Here is a 20568-nt window from a genome sequence, read left to right on the forward strand (position 1 = left end):
CGAGCTAGTCAGTCACCCACCTGCCCGCCCTCGTCATGGACGGGGCAGCAGGAGCGTACGGGACAGGTGCGACACTTGTCGTTCGCCCTGGCCTGGAAGACGTCGCCGGCCATCCCCGTGGCGACGATCTCGACGAGCCTCTTCGGCCACTCGGGGTCGGCGTCCTCGGCGGGCGGGGGCTGCTCCTGCTCGCGCGCCTTCGCCGTGAACGCGGCCTTGCCGACCTGGATCAGCTTCGCGCCGCCCGGCTCGATCAGCCCGTGCCGCTCGAACGCGCCGAGCATCACCGCGTACTGGTACACGCCGAGCTGGGGGTGCCGGGCCAGCTCGTCCTTCGGGACGGCGGTCGAGGAGGTCTTGATGTCGATGATGACCGCGCGGCCCTGGTCGTCGCGTTCCGCGCGGTCGATGCGGCCCTTGATGACGACGCGGCCGAGGTCGACCTTGAACGACTCCTCCAGCGCGACGACCTCGTTGGGGTTGTCGCGGTGCCAGGCGAGGAACTTGTCGACCATCCTCGCGGCCTGCTCGCGCTGCTTCTCCGAGTACCACGAGCTGCGGAACTCCAGGTCCTTCCAGATCTCGTCGAGCCGCTGGGCGACGTGGACCTCGTCGACGCCGTCGTCCGCGCCCGCCATCTCGGCGACGGCGTGGACGACCTTGCCCATGGTGCTGTACTCGTTGGGCCCGCCCTCCTGGGCGCCGACCGCCGAGGCGAGCAGCCAGCGCAGCCCGCACGTGGTGAACGCCTCGACCTGGGACGGCGAGATCGTGATGGGCTCGTCCTCGGCGAACGCGGGCCCGCCGTCGGACAGCGCGGTGATCGCGTACCAGTTCTCCGGCCGCGCGCCGCGCACGCCCGCGCGCGCCAGGCGGGCCAGGTGCCCGGCCGCCGCGCGCCGCAGCGGTTCCGGCCTGGCCGGGTCGCCGACGACGGAACGCAGGTCGGCCACCAGCGCGGACAGCGACAGCCAGCGGGTCTTCTCGTCCAGCTGCGACTGCTCGATCGCGCCGGGGAGCAGCTCGTTCAGGAAGCGGGACGGGCGCTCCTCGGTGTCGTCGCCGCCGACGGCCGTCACCACGAGCCGCCGGCGCGCCCGCGTGACCGCCACGTAGAACAGGCGCCGCTCCTCGTCGAGCATCTTGGCGGCCATCGAGGCGCCGGCGGCGGCGTCCCCGTCGGGCTCGGCCCCGGCCGCGTGCTCGATCAGCTCCTCGACGCCGAGCAGCGACCCGCGCAGCCGGACGTCGGGCCACACGCCCTCCTGGACGCCGGCGACGACGACCACGTCCCACTCCAGGCCCTTGGAGCGGTGCGCGGTGAGGATCCGGACCGCCTCGCCCTCGGGCGCCTGCTCGGCCAGCGTGTCCCCGGCGATCTCCTGGGACGCGATGTTGTCGACGAACAGCTCGGGCCCCGCCTGGGGAAGCCGGTCCACGAACCGCGCGGCATGGTCGAACAGCGCCACCACGGCGTCGAGGTCGCGGTCGGCCGCCGCGCCGCGCGTCCCGCCCTTGACGCTCTGCTCCAGCAGCACGTCGGCCTGGCCGCTCTCCTGCCAGACGGCCCACAGCACGTCCTCGGCGGTGCCGCCGTCGTGCACGCTCCGCCGCGCCACCTCGATCAGGTTCGCGATCCGCTCCGCCGGGGCGCGGACCCTCTCGTGGACCAGAACCAGCTCGCGAGGGTCGTTCACCGCCGCGACCAGGAGCTCCCCCAGTGGGCGCTGCCCGCCCGACAGCTCCTCCAGATCGCGCAGGGCGCGCTTAAGGCGGCGCATGGCGAGCGCGTCGGCGCCGCCCAGCGGCCCGGTCAGGAGGTCCTCGGCCACGACCTCGTCCAGGAAGCCCTTCTTCAGCGCCGCCCGCAGCAGGACGAGGAACGGGCGGACGGCGGGCTCCCCCACCAGCGGCACCTCGTCGCCGGCGACCACCACCGGCACCCCGGCCTGGGCGAGCGCCCGCCGCAGCACCGGGACCTGCCGCACGGCGCTGCGCACCAGGACCGCCATCCGCGACCACGGCACCCCGTCGAGCAGGTGGGCGCGGCGCAGCTCGTCGGCCACCAGCGCGGACTCCTGGCTCTCGGAGTCGGCGATGACCGCGCGCACCTCACCCTCGTCCAGTTCCTCCACCGGCCGCAGCGCGCGGTGCTCGGCGGCGCCCGCCGACCCGGCGGGCAGCCGCCGCGCGATGCGGCGCGACGCGGTGAGGATCTCGGGCCCCATCCGGCGGCACGTCCGCAGCGCCACCACGGGCGCCGGGTCGCCGCCCAGGGTGCGGAAGCGGTCCGGGAACTCCTGGATGCCGCGCACGTCGGCGCCCCGGAACCCGTAGATCGACTGGTCCGGGTCGCCGACCACGACCAGGTCGCGCCCCTCGCCCGCCAGATGGTGCAGGAGGGCCTCCTGCGCGGGGTCGGTGTCCTGGTACTCGTCCACGAACACGGCGTCGTAGGCGTCGCGCTCCCGGATCCGCACCTCCTCGTCCGCGAGCATGCCCGCGGCCATGTGGATCAGCTCGCCGTAGTCGTAGGTGGGGACGGGGTCGAGCAGGAACCGGTCGACGTACCGCTCCATGAACCCGCCGACGGCGGCCCAGTCGTCGCGGCCCCGCAGGCGTCCGAGAGCGGCGAGGTCTTCCGCGGCGTACTGCCGCTCGACCGCGCGCAGGGCGAAGTCGCGCAGCTCCTCGGCGAACCCCCGCGTCGCCAGCGCGGCCCTCAGGCGCTCCGGCCAGTCGCGGGCGCCGTCCGCGAGCTCGCCCTCCAGCAGCCGCCGCACCTCCAGCAGCTGCTCCGGACCGGACAGCAGCCGGGGCGCCGGCTCCTCGTTCAGCACGGCGTCCCGCCGGATCAGCGCGTACGCGTAGCTGTGGAAGGTGAGCGCCAGGGGCGTCCGCGTGGTCCGGTGCAGGCGGCCGGTGATGCGCTCCCGCAGCTCCCCCGCCGCCTTGCGGCTGAACGTCAGGACGAGCACGCGCTCGGGGTCGACGCCGCGGTTCTCGATGCGGTCGACGACCGCCTCGACGATCGTCGTCGTCTTCCCGGTGCCCGGCCCCGCCAGCACGAGCATCGGCCCGCCGGCATGCTCGACCACCCGCCGCTGCTGCTCGTCGAGCACGGGCGGGACGCTCCGCGCGGGACCCGCGCGTCGCACGAGACGGTAGGAAGCAGACGGCACAACAGTTCATTGGAACAGATCAGCGGGACCGTTCTGACCACAACGCACGCATGTCGCCAGAGAGAAAGACCACCGGAGCGGCGCCCCCGCACGGCGACACCCTGCACAATCCACGGCCCCCGCGCTGTGCGGTTTCGTCATTGCTCCCGCCGGGAGGCATCGTGCACATTCACCAGAACCCTCGTGCACGGACGCGGACCCACCGCGTCCCGGAGGTGGGAGGTACGCGTTGTCCCCTGCCCACTGGATCTACCTGCTCGGCCTGGCCGCCCTCATCGCGACGGTGGTCGCGCGGAGGAACGTCGTCGCCCTCGCCCTCCTTGGAACGTTCCTCACCGCCCTCGTGTACAGCGGGAGCGTCACGACCGGCCTCGGCGCGGTGTTCAACGCCGCCATCACCGCCGCGAAGGAACTGCTGCCGATCTTCGTCATCATCGCGGTGGTGACGGCGATGCTCGGCGCCATGCGCACCCTCGGCTCCGACCTGATGATGGTACGGCCCCTCCAGCGGCTCGTCCGCAACGGGCACGTCGCCTACCTCGTGCTCGCCGTCGTCACCTACCTGTTGTCGATGTCGTTCTGGCCGACGCCGGTACTGCCGCTGATCGCCGCGATCCTGCTCCCCGCGGCCGTCCGGGTCGGGCTGCCGCCGATGGCCGCCGCCATCGCGATCGCCATCACCGGGCAGGGCATGGCGCTCAGCTCCGACTACGTCATGGGCGTCGCGTCCGGGCTGTCCGCGCAGGGGGCCAAGGTCCCCGCGGACGCCATCGCCGGCCGCGCGCTGGTCATCTCGCTGATCGCGGGCGTGGTCGCGCTGGCCTTCTGCTACCTGCGCGACGTGCGCGGCAGGCTGCTGGACCCGGCGGAGGCCGAGGCGGAGGCGGTCGACCTGGCGGCGGTCGGCGAGGGCTCCGCGCACGCGGCGGCCGGAGACGACGGGACGCAGGCGGTGAGCGCCGAGCCCTCCGGCGGCGGCACCGCGACCCTGACCGCCACCGGCGGCGACGGTCACGGTGACGCGGAGGCTCCCTCAGGCCGGACGCGGCTCGTGGCGTTCGCCGTCCCGCTGGCGTTCGCCGCGCTCCTGGTGGTGATGCTGCTCGGCCGGTTCACCTCCCTCGTCCCCGACATCGACGACGGCGCGGGGGCCCCGCTGGTGGGCGGGACGGCGTCGCTCGCGCTCGTCGCCATCTGCGTCATCGCGAACCGGCGGACCTGGCTGCAGGACTGCGCCGACCATTTCACCGAGGGCATCGCGTTCGCGTTCCGCACGATGGGGGTGGTCATCCCGATCGCCGGGTTCGTCTACGTCGGGCTCTCCGACTACTCGGGGCAGATCCTCGGGCTGCCGGACGGCGAGCAGGGCCCGGCGCTCCTGCTGGACGCGATCGCCAAGGTCCAGCCGCACATCCCGCACGTCCCGGTGTTCGCCTCCTTCGCGATGCTGCTCGTCGGCATGGTGATCGGCCTGGACGGCAACGGCTGGCCGGGGCTGCCGTTCACCGGCTCGCTCGCCGGGGAGCTCGGCCACAGCGCGGGCGCGGACCCGGCGACGCTCGCGGCCATCGCCCAGAACGGCGCGAGCTGGACCGGCGGCGGCACCCTCGTCATCTGGTCTTCGCTGATCGTCGTCGCGGGCCTGACCGGCGTCTCCGTCATCGACCTGGCGCGACGCCTGTTCCTCCCGGTCGTGGCGGGCCTGGTGGTGGCGACGGCGGTCGCGGCGGTGGCGCTGTGAACGCGGTCGAGCTGGCGGAGGAGGTCCGCGCCGGACGGCTCTCGGCGCGCGAGGCGGTGGCGGAGGCCCTCGCGCGGATCGAGCGCTCGGACGGCGCCGTCGGCGCGTTCGTCCACGTGGACGCCGAAGGCGCGCTCGCCCGCGCCCGGGCCATCGACGCGGCGGTGGCGCGCGGCGCGGACCCCGGGCCGCTGGCCGGGGTGCCGCTCGCGGTGAAGGAGCTGCACGCGGTGGCCGGATGGCCGTACGCGATGGGCAGCGTCCTGCACGCCGGCCGGATCGCCGACCACACCTCCACGATGGTGGCGCGAGCGATGGCGGCCGGGGCGGTCCCCGTCGGGCTCACAGCGTCGCCGGAGTTCGGGCGCGCGTCGTTCACCGCGTCCGCCCTGCACGGCGTGACCCGCAACCCCCACGCCCCGGAGCTGACGCCGGGCGGGTCGAGCGGCGGATCCGCGGCGGCCGTGGCCGCCGGGATGGTCCCACTCGGGACGGGCACGGACGGCGCCGGCTCGCTCCGCATCCCCGCCTCCTACTGCGGGCTGGTCGGATTCAAGGGGACCTACGGGCGCGTCCCCCGCGGGCCCCGGCACCGGGGCACGGCCGAGAACGACCACTACGGCGTCCTCACCCGCACGGTGCGCGAAACGGCCCGCTTCCTGGACTGCGTCTGCGGGACGGACGAGTACGACCGCGCCTCCCTGCCCGCCCCCGCCGCGCCCTTCGAGACGTCCCTCGACGGCATCGACTTGAGCGGCCTCCGGGTCGCCTGGTCGCCCGACCTCGGCTACGCGCCCTGCGACCCGGAGGTGGCCGCCGTCGTGGAGGACGCGGCCAAGACGTTCATCGCCGGAACCGGCGCCCGCCAGGTCCCCGCCGACCTGACGCTGGAGTCCTGCGGGGCCGCCTTCCGGACGCTGTCGGTTCCGGACGTCCACGCCGAACTCCGCGACGCCCCGGCCGACCGCCTGGAGTCCGTCCACCCCACGGTCCGCCGCTACGGCGACGCCGCACGCGCCCTGGACGCCGACGCGCTCGTCGACGCCCACGAGGCCCGCGCCCGCCTGGTGGCCGCACTCGCCGAGGGCTTCGCCCGCTTCGACCTCCTGCTCACCCCGGCCACCCAGGCACCGGCGTTCCCGGCCGAGGGCCCGATGCCGACCGAGATAGCGGGCCGCCCGGTGGACCACTGGGGAGCCCTGGCCGTCACCTTCCCCTTCAACCTCTCAGGCCACCCGGCGATCTCCGTCCCCGCAGGCCGGGCAGGCGGCACCCCCACCGGCCTCCAGATGGTCGCCCGCAGACACGAGGACCTGCTCACCCTGGCGGCCGCGGCAACCTACGAACGGCTGTGTTGAATGCCTTTTTCTCCTCCGCCAGGCCCGAAGGAGGAGAGAAAAGCAATCCTATACAGCCACTTTTTCCTTGAAGGCTTTCAGGGCGGCGGCGCCCACGGCCTTGTCCTGCTCGCCGTTGCCGCCGCTGACGCCCACGGCGCCGACGACCTCGCCCTCGTGGACGATGGGGAAGCCGCCCACGAAGATGGCGAACTTGCCCGGGTGCATCTGGTTGATGCCGAAGGCCTCGTTGCCCGGGAGGGCGGGGCCGTTGGGCGGCTCGTTGAACGTGTGGGTGTCGCGCTGGTGGCCGGCGGCGGTGAACGCCTTGGCGATGGCGATGTCCACGCCGGTGAGGCGGGCGCCCGTCATGCGGTGGACCGCGATCGGGTGCGCGCCGTCGTCGGCGATGCAGATCGTCTGCTTGACGCCGATGCGGCGCGCCTCCGCCTCGGCGGCGGTGAGCATGACGAGGGCGTCTTCCAGGGTGAGCCGGTGGACGGTGTGCACGGGGCCTCCAGAGGGGTATTGCCCTATTCAGGTCGGTAAAGCAGGATGTGAGGGACGGTTTCTCCAGGTCACGCCGTCCGCCACGTACCTCTTCCCACCCCGTCAGTCTCGAAGGACCGCGTCCGTCGGGGCTATGTACACTTCGCCGAACGAACCCGACGGGATGTGGGCACATGGCACATCACCCTGCGATCGTCACGACCGCCGGCGGGCATCTGCCCGTCGGGGCGCTGCTGGCAGAGCCGCTGCTGCGCGGGACGCTCGTCGCCGGACGGGCGGGGCTGGAGCGCGGCGTCGGCTGGTGCCTCCCGCTCTCGGAGACCCGCCGCTGCGCCGGCGACCCCGACCGCGACCTCGCCGGCGTCGCCGTCCATCTGCCGGTGACGGCGGTGGCCGCGCCGGAGGAGGCGGCGGCCGTGGTGGGCGACCTCGTCCGGCGGGACGCCGCCGCGCTGCTGGCGTGGCGGCCGCCCGGCGTCGACTCCGACCTCGACGCGGCGGCGCGGGCCGCCGAGGCCGCGGGCGTGCCGCTGCTGGCGCTGCCCGCGGAGGCCGACTACCGGGCGGTGAGCCGGCTCGTCGGGCAGAAGGCGCTGGCGCAGTCCGCGCACATCCTGGAGTACGGGTCGCGGGTGCACCGCACGCTCGCGGAGGTCCTCGCGCGGGGCCCGGGGGTGCCCGCCATGGCCCGCGCGGTGGTCGGGCTGTCGCGCTGCGGCGTCCTCATCTGCGACGCGGACGGCGAGCGCCTCGCCTGGGAGGAGGCGCCGGACGCCGCGCCGATCGACCCGGACGCGCTGCTGGCCGCGCTGCCCGAGGAGCCCGGGACGGACGCGCAGGCCGCCGAGACGCGGCTGCGGCCCGACCCGGACGGCCCTCCCGTGCACGTGATCGTCATGCCCGTCCTGGTGGGCGGGGAGGCGTTCGGCCGGATGGTGATGGTGGAGCGGGCGTGCCCGCCCGACCCGCACGACCTGGCGCAGCACCGCGTGGTCGCCGAGCACGGCGCGACGCTGGTCGGGTCGGAGATGCTGCGGCAGCGGTCGGTGCGGGCGGCCGAGGAGCGGGCGCGCGGCGACTTCGTCGAGGCGCTCGTGCACGGCCGGTTCGCCGACTCCCACGAGCTGGGCGCGCGGGCCCGCCACCACGGGTTCGACGTGGACGGGCACTTCGCCGTGCACGTGGTGGCGGCGGCGTCGCTGCTGCCCGTCGGCCGCGACTACCTGCGCCGGACGGTGTCGGCGACGCGGACGGCGCAGAACCTCGAACCCGGCGGGTGCGCGCTGACCGCCGCGATCAGCTCGACGATCGTGGTGATCCAGCAGGTCCCGGCGCGGCCGGACCCGAACGGGCAGCGGGCGGACGCCGCCCGGTTCGCCGAGCGGCTGCACCGGGCGCTGCGCCCGCACCTCGGCGACGACCTGCGGGTCGCGCACGGCCGCCCGGGGCAGGGCGCCGCCGGGGTCGCGTCGGGGTACCACGAGGCGCGGCTGACGATGGGCCTCGCGTGGCACACCGCCGCCGAGCCCGTCTGCGGCTACGACGACCTGCGGGTGTTCGCCGCGCTGAAGGACGTGGCGCGCAGCGCGGAGGCCAAGTCGTTCGCCCGCGAGACCCTGGCGCCGCTGCGCCGCGCGAACGGCGGCGACCTGGAGCGGATCGTGCTCGCCTACATCAGGACGTCGGGGAACCTGAACGCGGCGGCGCGCGACCTCGGCCTGCACCGCAACACGATGCTCTACAAGCTCGACCGGGCGTCCCGCGCGCTGCGCATGGACATCCGGTCGGCGGACGCGCAGTTCATGTTCTGGCTGGCGCACCACATCGACACGCTGACCACGGTCACCGGCGCCCTCGACGAGGAGATGGCCCCGCCGGCCGCCGCGCCCGGCTGATCAGGCACCGCCGGTTCCCGGCAGATCAGGCACCGCCGGTTCCTGGCAGATCAGGCACCGCCGGTTCCTGGCAGATCAGGTGGGGTCGGGGCCGGCGAAGGACGCCAGCAGCCCGAGCGCGGCGGTCGCGGCGCAGACCGCGAACATGACGCCGAAGGCGGGGGCCCGGTCCAGCACGGCCCCGACCCACGCGGCGCCGAGGGCGGAGCCGCCGAAGCGCAGCAGGTTGAACAGGCCGAGGCCGGCGCCGCGGCGGCCGGCGTCCGAGCGGGTGGCGCCGGTCGCGGCGGGCGTCTGGACGAACGCGACGCCGGCGCCGGTGAGGGCGAGCGCGGCGAGCAGCCACGGGACCGGCCCGGACGCGGCGAGGACCGCGGCGACGAGGACCTGGCCCGCGATGAGGACGAGCAGGCCGCCGCGCAGCACGGCGCGCGGCGACAGCCGTTCCATGAGGACGCCCGTGACCGGTCCCAGCACCGACATCACGACCGGCAGGCTCAGCAGGACGGCCCCCGCGTAGAGGGTGCCGGCCTGCCGCTGGGTGGTCAGGTAGACGGGGACGGCGAGCAGCGTGGCGCCCAGGCAGAACATCTGCGCGAGCACGCTCAGGCAGGAGCGCAGGTAGCGGGTCTCCAGCAGCAGCCGCGGCGGCAGGAACGCGTCGGGCCGCCCGCGCGAGGTCGCGGCGTAGGCGGCGGCGGTGAGGAGGCCTGCGAGCACGCCGCCCCAGACGAGGGGCGAGGTCGCGCCGAGGGTCGCGGCGGAGGAGGTGGCGCCGAGGCCGAGCCCGGCGGCGAGGGTGAGCAGGGCCGCGCCGCGCCGGTCCAGCGGGACGCGCCGGGGCCGCCCCGCCGGGACGAACCGGACGGCCAGCGCCGCGGCGGCGGCGCACAGCGGCACGACCGGCCAGAACACGGCGTGCCAGCCGAACCAGGTGGCCAGGCCGCCGCCGAGCGTCGGCCCGGCGGCCTGGCCGACGCCGTTGGCGGCCGCCCACAGCCCGAGGGCGCGGCCGCGCCGCCCGCCGCCGAACAGCGAGGCGATCAGCGCCATGACCGCGGGCAGCATCGCGGCGGTCGCGACGCCCTGCACCGCGCGCATCGCGACCAGGGAGGCCAGGTCGCCGGCGAGCCCGGCGCCCGCCGAGCCGATCCCGAGCAGCAGCATCGCGGCGAGGAACACCCGGCGGGGGCCGCAGCGGTCGCCGAGCCACCCCGACAGCGGCAGCAGCACGGCGAACGGGAGCGTGAACCCGACGACGACCAGGGTGCCGGCGGAGATCGAGGCGTCCAGGTCGCGCAGGATCAGCGTGAGCGGGACGTTGACGATCGTGTTGGCGACGGTGCCGGTGAACGTGCCGAGCAGCAGCGGGACGAGCGCCGGCCACGGCCCGCGCCCCGTGCCGCGCCCGTCCGCCGGGTCAGGCTCGGCCAACGGGCCGCCGCCGTCGGGGCCCGCCGTTGGCGGCGTCCTCCGGGGGGACGTGCACGAGGATCTCCCCGTCCTCCTCCTTCACCGGGTACACCGTGATCGGCCTGGTCGCGGGCGGGGTGATCGGCTCGCCGGACCCGAAGTCGAAGACGCTGCCGTGGCACGAGCACAGCAGCCCGTCCTCGGTCACCCGCCCGGACGACAGGAGGCAGTCCAGGTGGGTGCAGTAGTTCGACATGGCGTGCACCTCGCCGTCCCAGCGGGCGACGGCGACCTCCGCCTCGCCCACGAAGAAGCGGCGGACGACGCCCTCGGGCACCTGGCCCGAGCGGGCCACGCGCTGGTATTCCATCGGTCGCTCCCTAGCTGAGTGTGTCGAGCAGGTCGGTGAGGTCGGCGTCCTCGTCGCGCAGGGCGCCGGGGTCCAGGACGGCCCCGCGGGCGATGAGCTGCCGGGCGATCGCGAGGTCGCCGCCGCGGTCCACGGTGAACGCGGCGCGCAGCACGCCGTCCGCGAGGTAGAACGCGATGAAGTCGAAGTCCTCGACGCGGCCCCGGACGACGAGCCGGTCCGTGCCCTCGCCGTGCCCCGCGTGCTGGACGGCGTGGCCGAACTGGTCCGACCAGAACCAGGGCGGCGCCGTGTGCGCCGACGCGCCGCCGAGGATGTTCTTGGCCGCCGCCATGCCCTGCGCGTTGGCGTTGTCGAAGTGCTCGGCGCGGACGTGCCGTCCGAGGAGCGGCTGCCACTGGCAGGCCACGTCGCCCGCGGCGTAGACGCCGTCCACGCCGGTGCGGCAGTACGCGTCGACCGCGATGCCGCCGGGGGTCTCGATCCCGGCGCCGGTGACGGGCTCGACGTTCGGGACCATCCCGGCGCCGACGACCACCACGTCCGCCTCCAGGGCCGTCCCGCCGCTGGTGGTGACGACGGCGCCGGACGCGGTCTCCTCGTACCGCTCGACCTTCTCGCCGGTGCGCAGGTCGACGCCGTTCGTGCGGAGCATCGCGGCCATCACGTCGCCCATGGGCTCGCCGACGACGTGCCCGAGCGGGCGCCCTGCCCGCTCGACGACCGTGACGTGCGCGCCGCGGTCGAGCGCGGTGGAGGCGACCTCGCAGCCGATGAACCCGGCGCCGACCACCACGACCCGCGCGCCCGGCCGCAGCTCGCCGCGGAGCCGGTCGGCGTCGGCGACGGTGCGCAGGTGGCGGACGCGCTCGCCCTCGACGCCGGGCAGCCGCCGGGGGCGCCCGCCGGTCGCGACGAGCAGGGCGTCGCCCCGCAGCACGGTGCCGTCCGCCAGTTCCAGGGCCCGCTCGGCGGGGCGGATCGCGGCGGCCGCGGCGCCGAGCCGCAGCTCCACGTCGTTGGCCTCGCACCATTCGGGGGTGAGCAGGCACAGCTCGTCGCGGTCCTGCTCTCCCGCCAGGTACTCCTTCGACAGCGGCGGGCGCTGGTAGGGCGCCTCGTGCTCGGCGCCGACGAGGGTGACGCGGCCGTCGAAGCCGCGGCGGCGCAGCGTGCGGGCGGCGACCGCGGCCGTCTGCCCCGCCCCCGCCACCAGGACGTCTCTCATGAGGGATGCTCCTCCGACAGGATCCGGGGCCGCGGGTCGACGTAGACGTCGTCGCCGTCGACGCGCACGGCATGGCTCGGCTGGCATTCGTCCCGGCCCTCGATCTCGCCGGTCTCCGGGTCGAACACCCACTGGTGCCCGGGGCAGATCACCCGTCCGTTCAGGACGGCTCCCTTGGACAGCGACCGCTGCTTGTGGACGCACACGTCGTCCAGCGCGTAGACGTCGCCGCCGACCAGGAAGAGCGCGATCCGCCGTCCCCCGACGGTCACGGCGAGGCGCCGGCGCCGGCGTACCTCGGCGAGCGCGGCGGCCCGCACCCACTCGCCCGTCTGCTGCTCCACGGTCGTCCTCCCTGCTGGATGGCCGGCGGCGGGGCGGGACGCCGCCCCGCCGCCGGACCGGATTCGGGTCAGGCGCTGACGAGGTCGGGCTTGACGTAGGTGTCGTACAGGCCCTGCGTGTAGGAGAAGCGCATCTCCGCGCCCCACCGGCACAGCCGCAGGCAGCGCTGCTGGAGCTCCGGCGTGTCCGCGTGGTCGAGGACGATCTGGTAGCCGCGCTCCCCGTGCACCACGTCGGAGGTGATGTGCAGGTCGAAGAACTCGATCTCGTCCTCGGTGAACCCGTAGACCTCGCGCAGCGGCACGATCTGCTTCTTGTAGATGCTCGGCACCTGCGATTCCAGGCCGACCACGAGGGCGGCGGTGGCGACCACGAAGTGCTCGCGCATCGCGACCGCGTAGCACCACGCCTGGAGGCCGCGGGTGATGGCGTTCATGTTGGACGGGTCCTCGACGCGCTCGCGGGTCGTGCCGCACGCCTCGGCGAACCGGATGAGGAGGTCGGTGTGCCGGATGTCGGCGAGCTCCTCCTCGTACATGTTCTGGAGCGTGAAGTCCTTGGCGCCGGTGAACTCGTCGGGCGTGTTGGCGTAGACGTAGGCGAGGTAGTCGGCGAACGGGCCCACGTAGTGGTAGTGGTTCTCCGCCCAGCGGGCGAAGTGCTCGCGCTTCAGCTCGCCGTCCGCCCACGCCTTGCTGAACGAGGCGTTCTTGGCCTCGCGGCCCTTGATCGCGTTCTGCAGCTCGGCGCGGAACGCGTCCTTCGACAGCAGCTCTGCCATTTCCTGATCCCTTCTCGGATTTTCTTACCGGGGTGAGATGTAGACGCTTTTCTCCTGCGTGTAGAAGAGCATCATCGAAGGTCCGGCCTGCTCTTTGAACGTCTGCGTGCTGGATTCCTTGAGCCCGCCGAACGGCACGGTCATCGCCATTCCCGAGGTCGGCTGGTTCACCTTCACCAGGCCGCTCTCGGAGCGCCGGGCGAACTCCAGCGCCCGGCCGGTGTCGCGGGTGACGATCCCGGCCGACAGCCCGTAGTCGGTGCCGTTGGCCAGCGCGACGGCCTCGTCGAGGCCGGACGCCCGCAGGAAGGCCAGCACCGGGCCGAAGATCTCCTCGCGGGCGACCCGCATGTCCGGCGCGACCTCGCCGAAGACGGCCGGCCGCACGAAGTACCCGTCGCCGGGGAGGCGCCGCCCCCCGGTGACGAGCTTGGCCCCCTCCTCCTCGCCGATCCGCACGTAGTCGAGGAACTTCTCCAGCTGGAAGTCCGCGGCGAGGGGCCCGAGGTCGACGCCGTCGCCCAGCCCGTTCCCGACGGTCAGCGCCTCGGCGGCCCGCGCCACGCGTTCGAGCAGCTCGTCGTGGACGGCATCGTCCGCGATGACCCGGCTCGTCCCGGTGCACGCCTGCCCGGACAGCCCGAACGCGCCCTTGACGATGATCTGCGTGGCGCGCTCCAGGTCGGCGTCGTCCAGGACGACCACCGGGTTCTTGCCGCCCATCTCCAGCTGCGCGCGGCGCGACGGGCCGACCGCCGCGTGGACGGCGCGACCGGCCCGGGTGGAGCCGGTGAACGTCACGGCCCCGACGCGCTCGTCCGCCGCCACGGCGGCCCCGGCCCCGGCGCCGCCGTGCACCAGCGCGATCGCGCGCGGCGGCAGCCCGCCGGCCAGCAGCGCCTCCACCAGCCGCTGCGCCAGCAGGGGCGTCACCGGGCTCGGTTTGAACACCACCGCGTTGCCGGCCGCCAGCGCGGGCCCGATCTTGCGGGACGGGATGTTCAGCGGGAAGTTCCAGGGCGTGATCGCGCCCACCACCCCGACGGGCTCGCGCCGCGTGTAGACGAGCCCGCCGTCGGGCGCCGGGTGGCTCTGGCCGGTGATGCGGTGGGCCTCCCCCGCGTAGAAGCGCAGGTTCCGGGGCGTGCGGGAGACCTCCATGGCCGCCTCGGCGCGCGTCTTGCCCTCTTCCCGCACCAGTTCGGCGACGAGTCCGTCCGCCCGCTCCTCCAGCCACCGCGCCGCCGACTCCAGCACGTCGGCGCGCTTGTCCGCGGACGCCGCGGCCCATTCCGCGGCGCCCTCGACGGCCCCGCCGACGGCCGCTTCCACGTCGCCGGCCGACGACTCGGGGAACTCTCCGACGATCTCGCCGAGTTCCGCCGGATTCCTCCGCCGGAACGTCCTGCCGTCCTGTGCCGGGCGCCATTCGCCCCCGACGAGGTTCAGGCCCTCATGCATGCTCGCTCGTCTCCATTCCCGGGTCACCGGCGATCGCGGTGAGTTCGACTTCGACGGGGGCGCCGCCGGGGAGGGCGCGGACGCCGACGGCGCTGCGGGCGGGGCGCCCGAGCCCCGGCGCCAGCGCCTCCAGGGCGGCCGAGGCGCCGTCCGCGACCGCCGACAGGTCGGTGAACCCGTCGGCGCAGGCGACGTAGACCGTCATCCGGACCCACCGCCGGACGCGGCCCCCGCTGCGACGGAGGTCCCCGTCCGCGACCGCGGCGACGGCGTTGCGGACGGCCAGGGCGGCGGCCTCGCGCGCGGCGGGGACGTCCAGGTCGCGGCCCACGAGGCCGGTGGCGGTCAGGCGGCCGTCCCGGCGCGGCGTCATCCCGGCGCTCGCGACCAGGAGGTCGCCCGCGCGGATCGGCTCGGCGACGGCCGGGACGTAGTCGCCCTGGGGGCGGGGCGCGGCGGGAAGCTCAGACACCGAGGGCCACCCCGTCCTGGCGGGGGTCGGACGCGCCGAGGAGGGCGCCGTCCGCGACGGAGACGATCTGGGCGCTGCCGCCCGCGTCCCAGGGGCCCTGGACCGCGACGTCGTGCCCGGACGCGCGGAGCGCCTCGATCCGGCCGGTCCCGAGACGGGACTCCACGCGCAGTTCGGGCGGACGGCCGAGGACGTCGGCGTCGCTGCCCGGGTGGACGGTGAAGCGCGGCGCCGCGACGGCGGTCGCGGGGTCGTGGCCGTGGTCGAGCAGATGGGACAGCAGCTGGGCGTTCCACTGGACCTGGCCGTCCCCGCCGGGGGTGTTGCCCGCGTGCAGGAGGCGGCCGGAGGCGCCGGTGACGAGCCAGGCGTTCAGGGTGTGCAGCGGGCGCCGGCGCGGGCGGACCTCGTTGGGGTGCCCGTCGATGAGGTAGGCGCCGCGGCCGAGCCGGTTGTTGAGGACGATGCCCGTGCCCGGGACGGTGATCCGGGCGCCGAAGGTGAAGGCGAGCGAGTGGATGAGGCTGACCGCGCGCCCCTCCGCGTCCACGGCGACCATGGAGGTCGTGTCGCCGCCCGCGGGGACCGGCGACGGGAGGCCGGCCGGGAGGTCGCCCGCGTCGAGGCGGGCGCGGGCGGCCTCCAGCGCGGGCGGCGCGAGCAGTCCGCGCCAGTGGTCGCTGCCGTCGCCGCACCCCGCGAACCGGTCGGCGAACGCGATACGGGCGGCCGAGGCCATCCGGTGGACCGCCTCGGCCGACAGCCACGGAAGGCCGGACAGGACGCCATCGCAGAGGCCCGCCTGCTGCGCCACCATCCAGCCGGGCGTGGGCGGCGGGGTCAGGTGGATCGTCGTCCCCCGGTACTCGCAGGTCAGCGCCGCCTCCGGGACGGAGCGGCCGCCCGCCATCCATTCGTAGCCGGAGAACGGCGCCCCGGCGTCGACCAGGGCGTCCACGGAGCGCTCGGCGAGGGCGCCCGAGTACAGGTCGGCGGGGTCGTCCGCCAGCCTGCGGAGGGTGGCGCCGAGGTCGCGCTGGACGATCGGCGCGCCGGCGGCGGGCACGCGGCCGCCGGGAAGGAAGACCTCGGCCGTGCCGGGGTCGCGGGCCAGCGCGTCGCGGCGCTCGACGATGTCGGCGCGGGTCTTGCGGGTGCAGGGCAGGCCGTCCTCGGCGGCGGCGATCGCGGGCGCCCACAGCTCGGGCAGCCCGCGGGAGGCCGAGTCGGCGTGCAGGGCGGCGAGCGCGGCGACCGCGCCGGGGGTCGCGACGGCGAGGGCGCCCTCCAGCGGGACGGCGGCGAGGCCGCGGTCGCGGTAGAAGGCGGGCTCGCCGCCGTCCGGGCCGAAGCCGCTGCCGCCGAACGCGGCGACGGAGCCGTCCGGGCGGCGCAGCAGGGCGAAGGCGTCGCCTCCGACCCCGCACTGGCCGGGCAGCGCGAGCCAGGACAGGGCGGCCATCGCGAGCGCGGCGTCCACCGCGTTCCCGCCGCTCGCGAGGATCCGCGCGCCGAGCAGGCTCACCGCCGGATGGCTGGAGGCGACCATGCCGCCGGACGCGACGGACGGGCCGCGGTCCGGGAGGCCGAAGGGGCTGCGCTCTGACATGCCGCCAGTGTCGGCGGCCCCCGATCAGCGCCGATACGGACCGATCGCCGAAGATCCGGCACCTTCCTTGGGCACCGTGCACACCGGCCCCGGACACCGCTGCTTCGCTCGCCGGACGCCCGACATGGTGCACAAAATGACCAAGCGCGTAGTGTGCACGTTCCTCATTGTTCACCTCGGACCGATCGAGCAGATTCTCTGCAATCGTTGCGCCCGTCGGCCTCGCAGAGGGCGCGTACAGGGAGGGGGCGTCCTTTGGAAGCCGCTCACTGGATCTATCTGTCCGGAATCGTCGTCATCATCGCCGTGATGATCGCCCGTAAGAACGTCGTCATCCCCGCGGTGACCGCGACGTTCCTCACCGCCTGGGTGTTCACCGGCAGCCTCGTCACGGGACTGGAGTCGATCTTCAACGCCAGCCTCACCGCGGCGTCCGAGCTGTTCAGCATCTTCCTCATCATCGCGCTGGTCACCGCGCTGCTCGGGTCGCTGCGCGCGCTCGGCGCCGACCGCCGCATGGTGGAGCCGTTCCGCGTCGTCATGCGGTCCGGCCACTCCGCCTTCTGGGTGCTCGCCGCCGTCACCTACGTGATCAGCCTGTTCTTCTGGCCGACCCCGGCGGTGCCGCTGATGGGCGCCATCCTGCTGCCCGCCGCGATCGCCGCGGGGCTCCCGCCGATCAGCGCGGGGGTGGCGATCGCGATCGCCGGGCAGGGCATGGCGCTGTCCAGCGACTACGTCATCCAGGTCGCCCCGGGCCTGTCGGCGAAGGCCGCCGGGGTGGAGACCGGCGCGGTCGCCGACCGCGCCATGGTGCTGTCCCTGATCACCGGCCTGGTCGCGCTCGGCATCGGCTACCTGATGACGCGCTCGGAGTTCCGCAGGCCGGACGCGGCGCTGCTCGAACGCTGGGAGGCCGGGGAGTCGGAGCTGGAGGCGCCGGCGCCGCGCCGCTCGCTCATCCGCGTGCTGCCGCGGCGGCGCGTCCTGCAGCCGGAGCCCGCCGCGGCGGGCGGCGGCGACGGCGGCGTGGCCGTCCTCGACCACGGGCCCGGCTCCGGGTCCGGCGGCGGCTCGTCCACCGTGCCCGGACCCCGCTCCGGCGGATCGGGCGACGCGGGCGAGGCGTCGGACGAGATGACGCGGCGGGCGCTGTCGTCGCTGAACGGCGGCGACCGGCCGGGCGCGGACTGCCCCCGGCGGTCCAAGGCGTTCGCCGCGATCGTCCCGCTGGCCCTGATCGGCCTCGTCGGCTACATGATGCTGGGCAAGTTCACGGGGCTCGTTCCGGAGGTGGTGGGCGGGGACGCCGCCGCGCTCGTCGGCGGGGTCGCCACGGCGCTGCTGCTGGCCGCCGCGATCGCCAAGGACGGCCGGGGCAGCCTGGAGCGGTGCGCCGACCACATCGTGGACGGGCTGGTCTTCGCGATGAAGGCGATGGGGGTCGTGATCCCGATCGCCGGGTTCTTCTTCATCGGCAACGCCGACTTCGCCGGGAAGATCATGGGCATGGAGGAGGGCGCGAAGGCGCCCGGCTTCCTGTTCGACGCCGTCGTCCGGATGCAGGACGCGATCCCCGACAGCCAGTACGTCGTCGGCTTCGGCGTGCTGATCATCGGGATGGTCACCGGGCTGGACGGCTCCGGGTTCTCCGGGCTGCCGCTCACCGGCTCGCTGGCCGGCTCGCTCGGCCCGGCCTCCGGCGTCGACCCGGCGCTGCTCGCCGCGATCGGGCAGATGGGCTGCATCTGGGCCGGCGGCGGCGTGCTGATCGCGTGGTCGTCGCTGATCGCGGTGGCCGGGTTCGCCCGCGTGCCGGTGCTCGACCTCGTCCGCCGCTCGTTCCTGCCCGTGATCGCCGGCCTCGTCGTCGCCACGGTCGCCGGTCTGATCATCTACTAGGGAGCACGGTGACCGCGTCCTCCGACCTGTCCGATCCGGCCCCCGCCGCCGCGCCCGCCGCGGCGGCGGGGGGCCCGCCGCGCGCCGCCCTCCGGTGGCGCGCCGCGCTCCTGGTCCTGCTCACCTTCGGCGCCGGGACGACCGACATCGTCGGTTTCCTCGGCATGGAGAAGGTCTTCACCGCCAACATGACCGGCAACATCGTGCTGTTCGGCCTCGCCGCCGGCGAGGGGAACGGCGCCGACCTGGCCCGCTGCGGCGCCGCGACGCTCGCGTTCGCGCTCGGCCTGCTCGCCGGGTTCCTCATCGCGGGGCGCACCGCCGCCGGACGGATGTGGCCGCCCCGCGTCACCGCCGTCCTGGCGTTCGTGCTGGCGCTGCAGACCGCGTTCCTCGCGGGGTGGGCCGCCGCGGGCGCCGAGCCGCGCGGCGGCGGGCTGCTCGCCCTCATCTCCCTGTCGTCGGTGGCGATGGGCGCGCAGACGGCGGCGGCGCGCAGCATGGCCGCCGACGGGATCACCACCACGTTCGTCACCGGCACGCTGACCTCGATGATGGGCGGTCTCGCGGTCGGGCAGGGCGCGGCGGCCGGGCTGCGGACCGCGGTGATCCTCAGCCTCGCCGCCGGGGCGGCGGTGGCGGGCGCGCTGATGACCAGCGCCCCCGTCGCGGCCGCGGCCGTCAGTCCCGCCGTGCTGGCCGTGGTGATCGCCGGCGCCTTCCGGCTGCACCCGGCCCGGACGTCCTAGGCCGGTTCCGCCCGGTCAGGCGGGGCCCGTCCAGCGGGCGCGGGCCATGTCGACGCGGCGGCCGTCCGGGCGCAGCGGCGTCCCCTCGGCGCGGTAGTTCTCGTGGGCCCGGAGCTCGTGGCCGCTCGGCGGGTTCCCGTCCGCGCGGATCACCCGCCACCACGGGACGGCGCCCCCGTACAGCGACATCACGCGCCCGACCTGCCGCGGCCCGCCCCGTCCGACCAGCTCGGCCACGTCTCCGTAGGACAGGACGCGGCCCGGCGGGATGCGCTCCACGGCGTCCAGCACCGCCTCGGCGTACTCGTCAGGTTCGGACCACATCCGCTCATTCTCCCGGATCCCGCTCGGCGCGCAGCAGGACGGCGGCGCCCGCCAGGCCGAGCAGGCACAGCGCGCAGATCAGCGAGTAGGCGAGGACGAGACCGCCGGAGCGGTGCACGACCTGGACGGGACGGACCGGACCGGTCGCGAACCGCTTCCCGGCGGGCAGGCCCGCACCGTCCGTCCGGGCCCCCGCCAGGGCGTCGGACGCGGCGAGCGCGGCGGCGGCGTCCACCCGCCCGAACCCGACGCCCCGGTCGTAGCCGCGCGCCGGGCGGTTCGCGGTGCTCGCCGCGACGGCCTGCGTGACCAGTGCGGGGGCGAGGCCGCGGTGGCGCGACCGGATGAGCGCGGCGACGCCGGAGACGAACGCGGTCGCCGGGCTCGTGCCGTCCCCGATCCAGTACCGCCCGTCCGGGCCCGCGCCGACGATCCGCACGCCGGGCGCGGACACGACGACGCCGGAGTTGCGGTTGGAGAACCCGGCGTGCCGGCCCCGCGCGTCCACGGCGGCCACGGAGATCACACCGGGGAACGACGCCGGGTACAGGTACCTGGTGGAGCCGCCGCTCCCGGGCCGGGGGGCGCCGCGCGCCGGGGCGGGACGGCCGCCCGCGCCGCGCGGGTCGTCCTCGGCTCCGCTGTTGCCGGCGGCCGCGACCACGACGACGTTCCGGCTGATCGCGTAGGCGACGGCGTCGCGCTCGCGCGGCGTGGGGTAGGAGCGGCCGAGCGACAGGTTGACCACGTCGGCGCCGTGGTCGACGGCGTACCGGATGCCCTGGGCGATCGTCCCCGTGTAGCGCGCGCCGCCGGTGAACTCCGCGAAGCCCGGCTCGTCGCGTTCCAGGATCACCCGCAGGGACAGCAGACGGGCCTCGGGCGCGACGCCGACGACCCCCTCGGCGCCGCCGGGGCCGTGCCCGTGCCCGGCGATGATCGATGCCATGTTGGTGCCGTGCAGCCGCTTCGGCGGGACGCCGGGCGGGTTCGCGCCGCGCGTGTAGTCGGGCCCGGTGGTGACGGAGCCCGCGAGGTCGGCCTGGCCCTCGTCCACACCCGAGTCGAGGACGGCGACGGTGACGCCGCCGCCCTTGGACATCGTCCAGGCGCGCGGCACGTGCAGCGACTCCAGGACGGGGGTGACCGCGTCCCGCACCGGGTCGGAGGCGAGGGCCGCGCTCCGTGGTCCGGCGGCGCGGGGCGGCGGCGCGGCGGGTGCGGCGGCCGGCGGCACCGCGGCGGCCCC

General features: G+C 75.3%; 17 protein-coding genes. 5 read left to right on the plus strand and 12 right to left on the minus strand.

Translation table 11 applies throughout. The features are described from left to right. Positions 1–8 precede the first annotated feature (8 nt). A complete protein-coding gene (locus tag ABD944_RS35625; RefSeq protein WP_345184508.1) occupies positions 9–3122 on the minus strand; it encodes an ATP-dependent helicase in 3114 nt (1037 codons plus the stop codon). Positions 3123–3411: 289 nt separating this feature from the next. Between ABD944_RS35625 and ABD944_RS35630 the strand changes: the two genes are divergently transcribed. Together ABD944_RS35630 and ABD944_RS35635 are read left to right on the plus strand one after the other, a co-directional pair. Further along, entirely contained in the window at positions 3412–4923 is a 1512-nt protein-coding gene (locus tag ABD944_RS35630; protein ID WP_345184510.1) for a hypothetical protein, read from the plus strand. Continuing rightward, positions 4920–6281, plus strand: a complete 1362-nt coding sequence (locus ABD944_RS35635; protein WP_345184512.1) for an amidase — start codon at positions 4920–4922, stop codon at positions 6279–6281. Before ABD944_RS35630 ends, ABD944_RS35635 begins: the two co-directional genes overlap by 4 nt. A 48-nt stretch (positions 6282–6329) precedes the next feature. Here the strand turns inward: ABD944_RS35635 and ABD944_RS35640 are convergent, their stop codons facing one another. After that, a complete protein-coding gene (locus tag ABD944_RS35640; protein WP_345184515.1) occupies positions 6330–6770 on the minus strand; it encodes a GlcG/HbpS family heme-binding protein in 441 nt (146 codons plus the stop codon). 173 nt (positions 6771–6943) lie between these two features. Here ABD944_RS35640 and ABD944_RS35645 point away from each other — a divergent pair, with 173 nt between their 5' ends. Then, positions 6944–8665, plus strand: a complete 1722-nt coding sequence (locus tag ABD944_RS35645; RefSeq protein ID WP_345184517.1) for a PucR family transcriptional regulator — start codon at positions 6944–6946, stop codon at positions 8663–8665. Between the two features lie 75 nt (positions 8666–8740). Here the strand turns inward: ABD944_RS35645 and ABD944_RS35650 are convergent, their stop codons facing one another. From ABD944_RS35650 to ABD944_RS35685, 8 genes are all read right to left on the minus strand, one after another. Continuing rightward, a complete protein-coding gene (locus ABD944_RS35650) occupies positions 8741–10099 on the minus strand; it encodes an MFS transporter (RefSeq protein ID WP_345184519.1) in 1359 nt (452 codons plus the stop codon). Beyond that, complete coding sequence (locus ABD944_RS35655; protein ID WP_345184521.1) at positions 10086–10448, minus strand: Rieske (2Fe-2S) protein; 363 nt, start codon at positions 10446–10448, stop codon at positions 10086–10088. The genes ABD944_RS35650 and ABD944_RS35655 overlap by 14 nt, the downstream gene beginning before the upstream one ends. A gap of 10 nt (positions 10449–10458) precedes the next feature. Then, positions 10459–11676, minus strand: a complete 1218-nt coding sequence (locus ABD944_RS35660; RefSeq protein ID WP_345184523.1) for an NAD(P)/FAD-dependent oxidoreductase — start codon at positions 11674–11676, stop codon at positions 10459–10461. Then, positions 11673–12020: a Rieske (2Fe-2S) protein gene (locus tag ABD944_RS35665; protein ID WP_345184525.1), complete on the minus strand. Its 348-nt coding sequence runs from the start codon at positions 12018–12020 to the stop codon at positions 11673–11675. The genes ABD944_RS35660 and ABD944_RS35665 overlap by 4 nt, the downstream gene beginning before the upstream one ends. Positions 12021–12088: 68 nt before the next feature. Then, complete coding sequence (locus ABD944_RS35670) at positions 12089–12802, minus strand: iron-containing redox enzyme family protein (protein WP_179833015.1); 714 nt, start codon at positions 12800–12802, stop codon at positions 12089–12091. 24 nt (positions 12803–12826) lie between these two features. Further along, positions 12827–14263, minus strand: coding sequence for an aldehyde dehydrogenase family protein (locus ABD944_RS35675; protein WP_345184529.1), 1437 nt, complete (start codon positions 14261–14263; stop codon positions 12827–12829). Continuing rightward, positions 14256–14735 (minus strand): RidA family protein, encoded by a 480-nt coding sequence (locus tag ABD944_RS35680; RefSeq protein WP_345184530.1) that lies wholly within the window; start codon positions 14733–14735, stop codon positions 14256–14258. Before ABD944_RS35680 ends, ABD944_RS35675 begins: the two co-directional genes overlap by 8 nt. Further along, positions 14728–16344 (minus strand): gamma-glutamyltransferase family protein, encoded by a 1617-nt coding sequence (locus tag ABD944_RS35685; RefSeq protein WP_345184532.1) that lies wholly within the window; start codon positions 16342–16344, stop codon positions 14728–14730. The genes ABD944_RS35680 and ABD944_RS35685 overlap by 8 nt, the downstream gene beginning before the upstream one ends. A gap of 255 nt (positions 16345–16599) precedes the next feature. On the opposite strand from ABD944_RS35685, the gene ABD944_RS35690 reads away from it, so the two are divergent. Beyond that, positions 16600–18246, plus strand: coding sequence for a hypothetical protein (locus ABD944_RS35690; protein WP_345184534.1), 1647 nt, complete (start codon positions 16600–16602; stop codon positions 18244–18246). Between the two features lie 8 nt (positions 18247–18254). Next, positions 18255–18995: a YoaK family protein gene (locus ABD944_RS35695; protein WP_345184538.1), complete on the plus strand. Its 741-nt coding sequence runs from the start codon at positions 18255–18257 to the stop codon at positions 18993–18995. 15 nt (positions 18996–19010) lie between these two features. Here ABD944_RS35695 and ABD944_RS35700 read toward each other — a convergent pair whose 3' ends face one another. Together ABD944_RS35700 and ABD944_RS35705 are read right to left on the minus strand one after the other, a co-directional pair. Continuing rightward, positions 19011–19319: an MGMT family protein gene (locus ABD944_RS35700; protein WP_345184540.1), complete on the minus strand. Its 309-nt coding sequence runs from the start codon at positions 19317–19319 to the stop codon at positions 19011–19013. Between the two features lie 4 nt (positions 19320–19323). Continuing rightward, positions 19324–20568 (minus strand): S8 family serine peptidase (locus ABD944_RS35705; RefSeq protein WP_425550325.1); only part of this gene is annotated, 1245 nt, incomplete at its 5' end.

Origin of the sequence: Actinomadura verrucosospora, assembly GCF_039540335.1 — a bacterium.
GTDB classification, from domain to species: domain Bacteria; phylum Actinomycetota; class Actinomycetes; order Streptosporangiales; family Streptosporangiaceae; genus Spirillospora; species Spirillospora verrucosospora.

Coding starts and splice junctions, on each gene's coding strand:
- ABD944_RS35645 (WP_345184517.1), top strand. CDS start 6,944: ATGGCACATCACCCTGCGATCGTCACGACCGCCGGCGGGCATCTGCCC.
- ABD944_RS35655 (WP_345184521.1), bottom strand. CDS start 10,448: ATGGAATACCAGCGCGTGGCCCGCTCGGGCCAGGTGCCCGAGGGCGTC.
- ABD944_RS35660 (WP_345184523.1), bottom strand. CDS start 11,676: ATGAGAGACGTCCTGGTGGCGGGGGCGGGGCAGACGGCCGCGGTCGCC.
- ABD944_RS35670 (WP_179833015.1), bottom strand. CDS start 12,802: ATGGCAGAGCTGCTGTCGAAGGACGCGTTCCGCGCCGAGCTGCAGAAC.
- ABD944_RS35675 (WP_345184529.1), bottom strand. CDS start 14,263: ATGCATGAGGGCCTGAACCTCGTCGGGGGCGAATGGCGCCCGGCACAG.
- ABD944_RS35685 (WP_345184532.1), bottom strand. CDS start 16,344: ATGTCAGAGCGCAGCCCCTTCGGCCTCCCGGACCGCGGCCCGTCCGTC.
- ABD944_RS35700 (WP_345184540.1), bottom strand. CDS start 19,319: ATGTGGTCCGAACCTGACGAGTACGCCGAGGCGGTGCTGGACGCCGTG.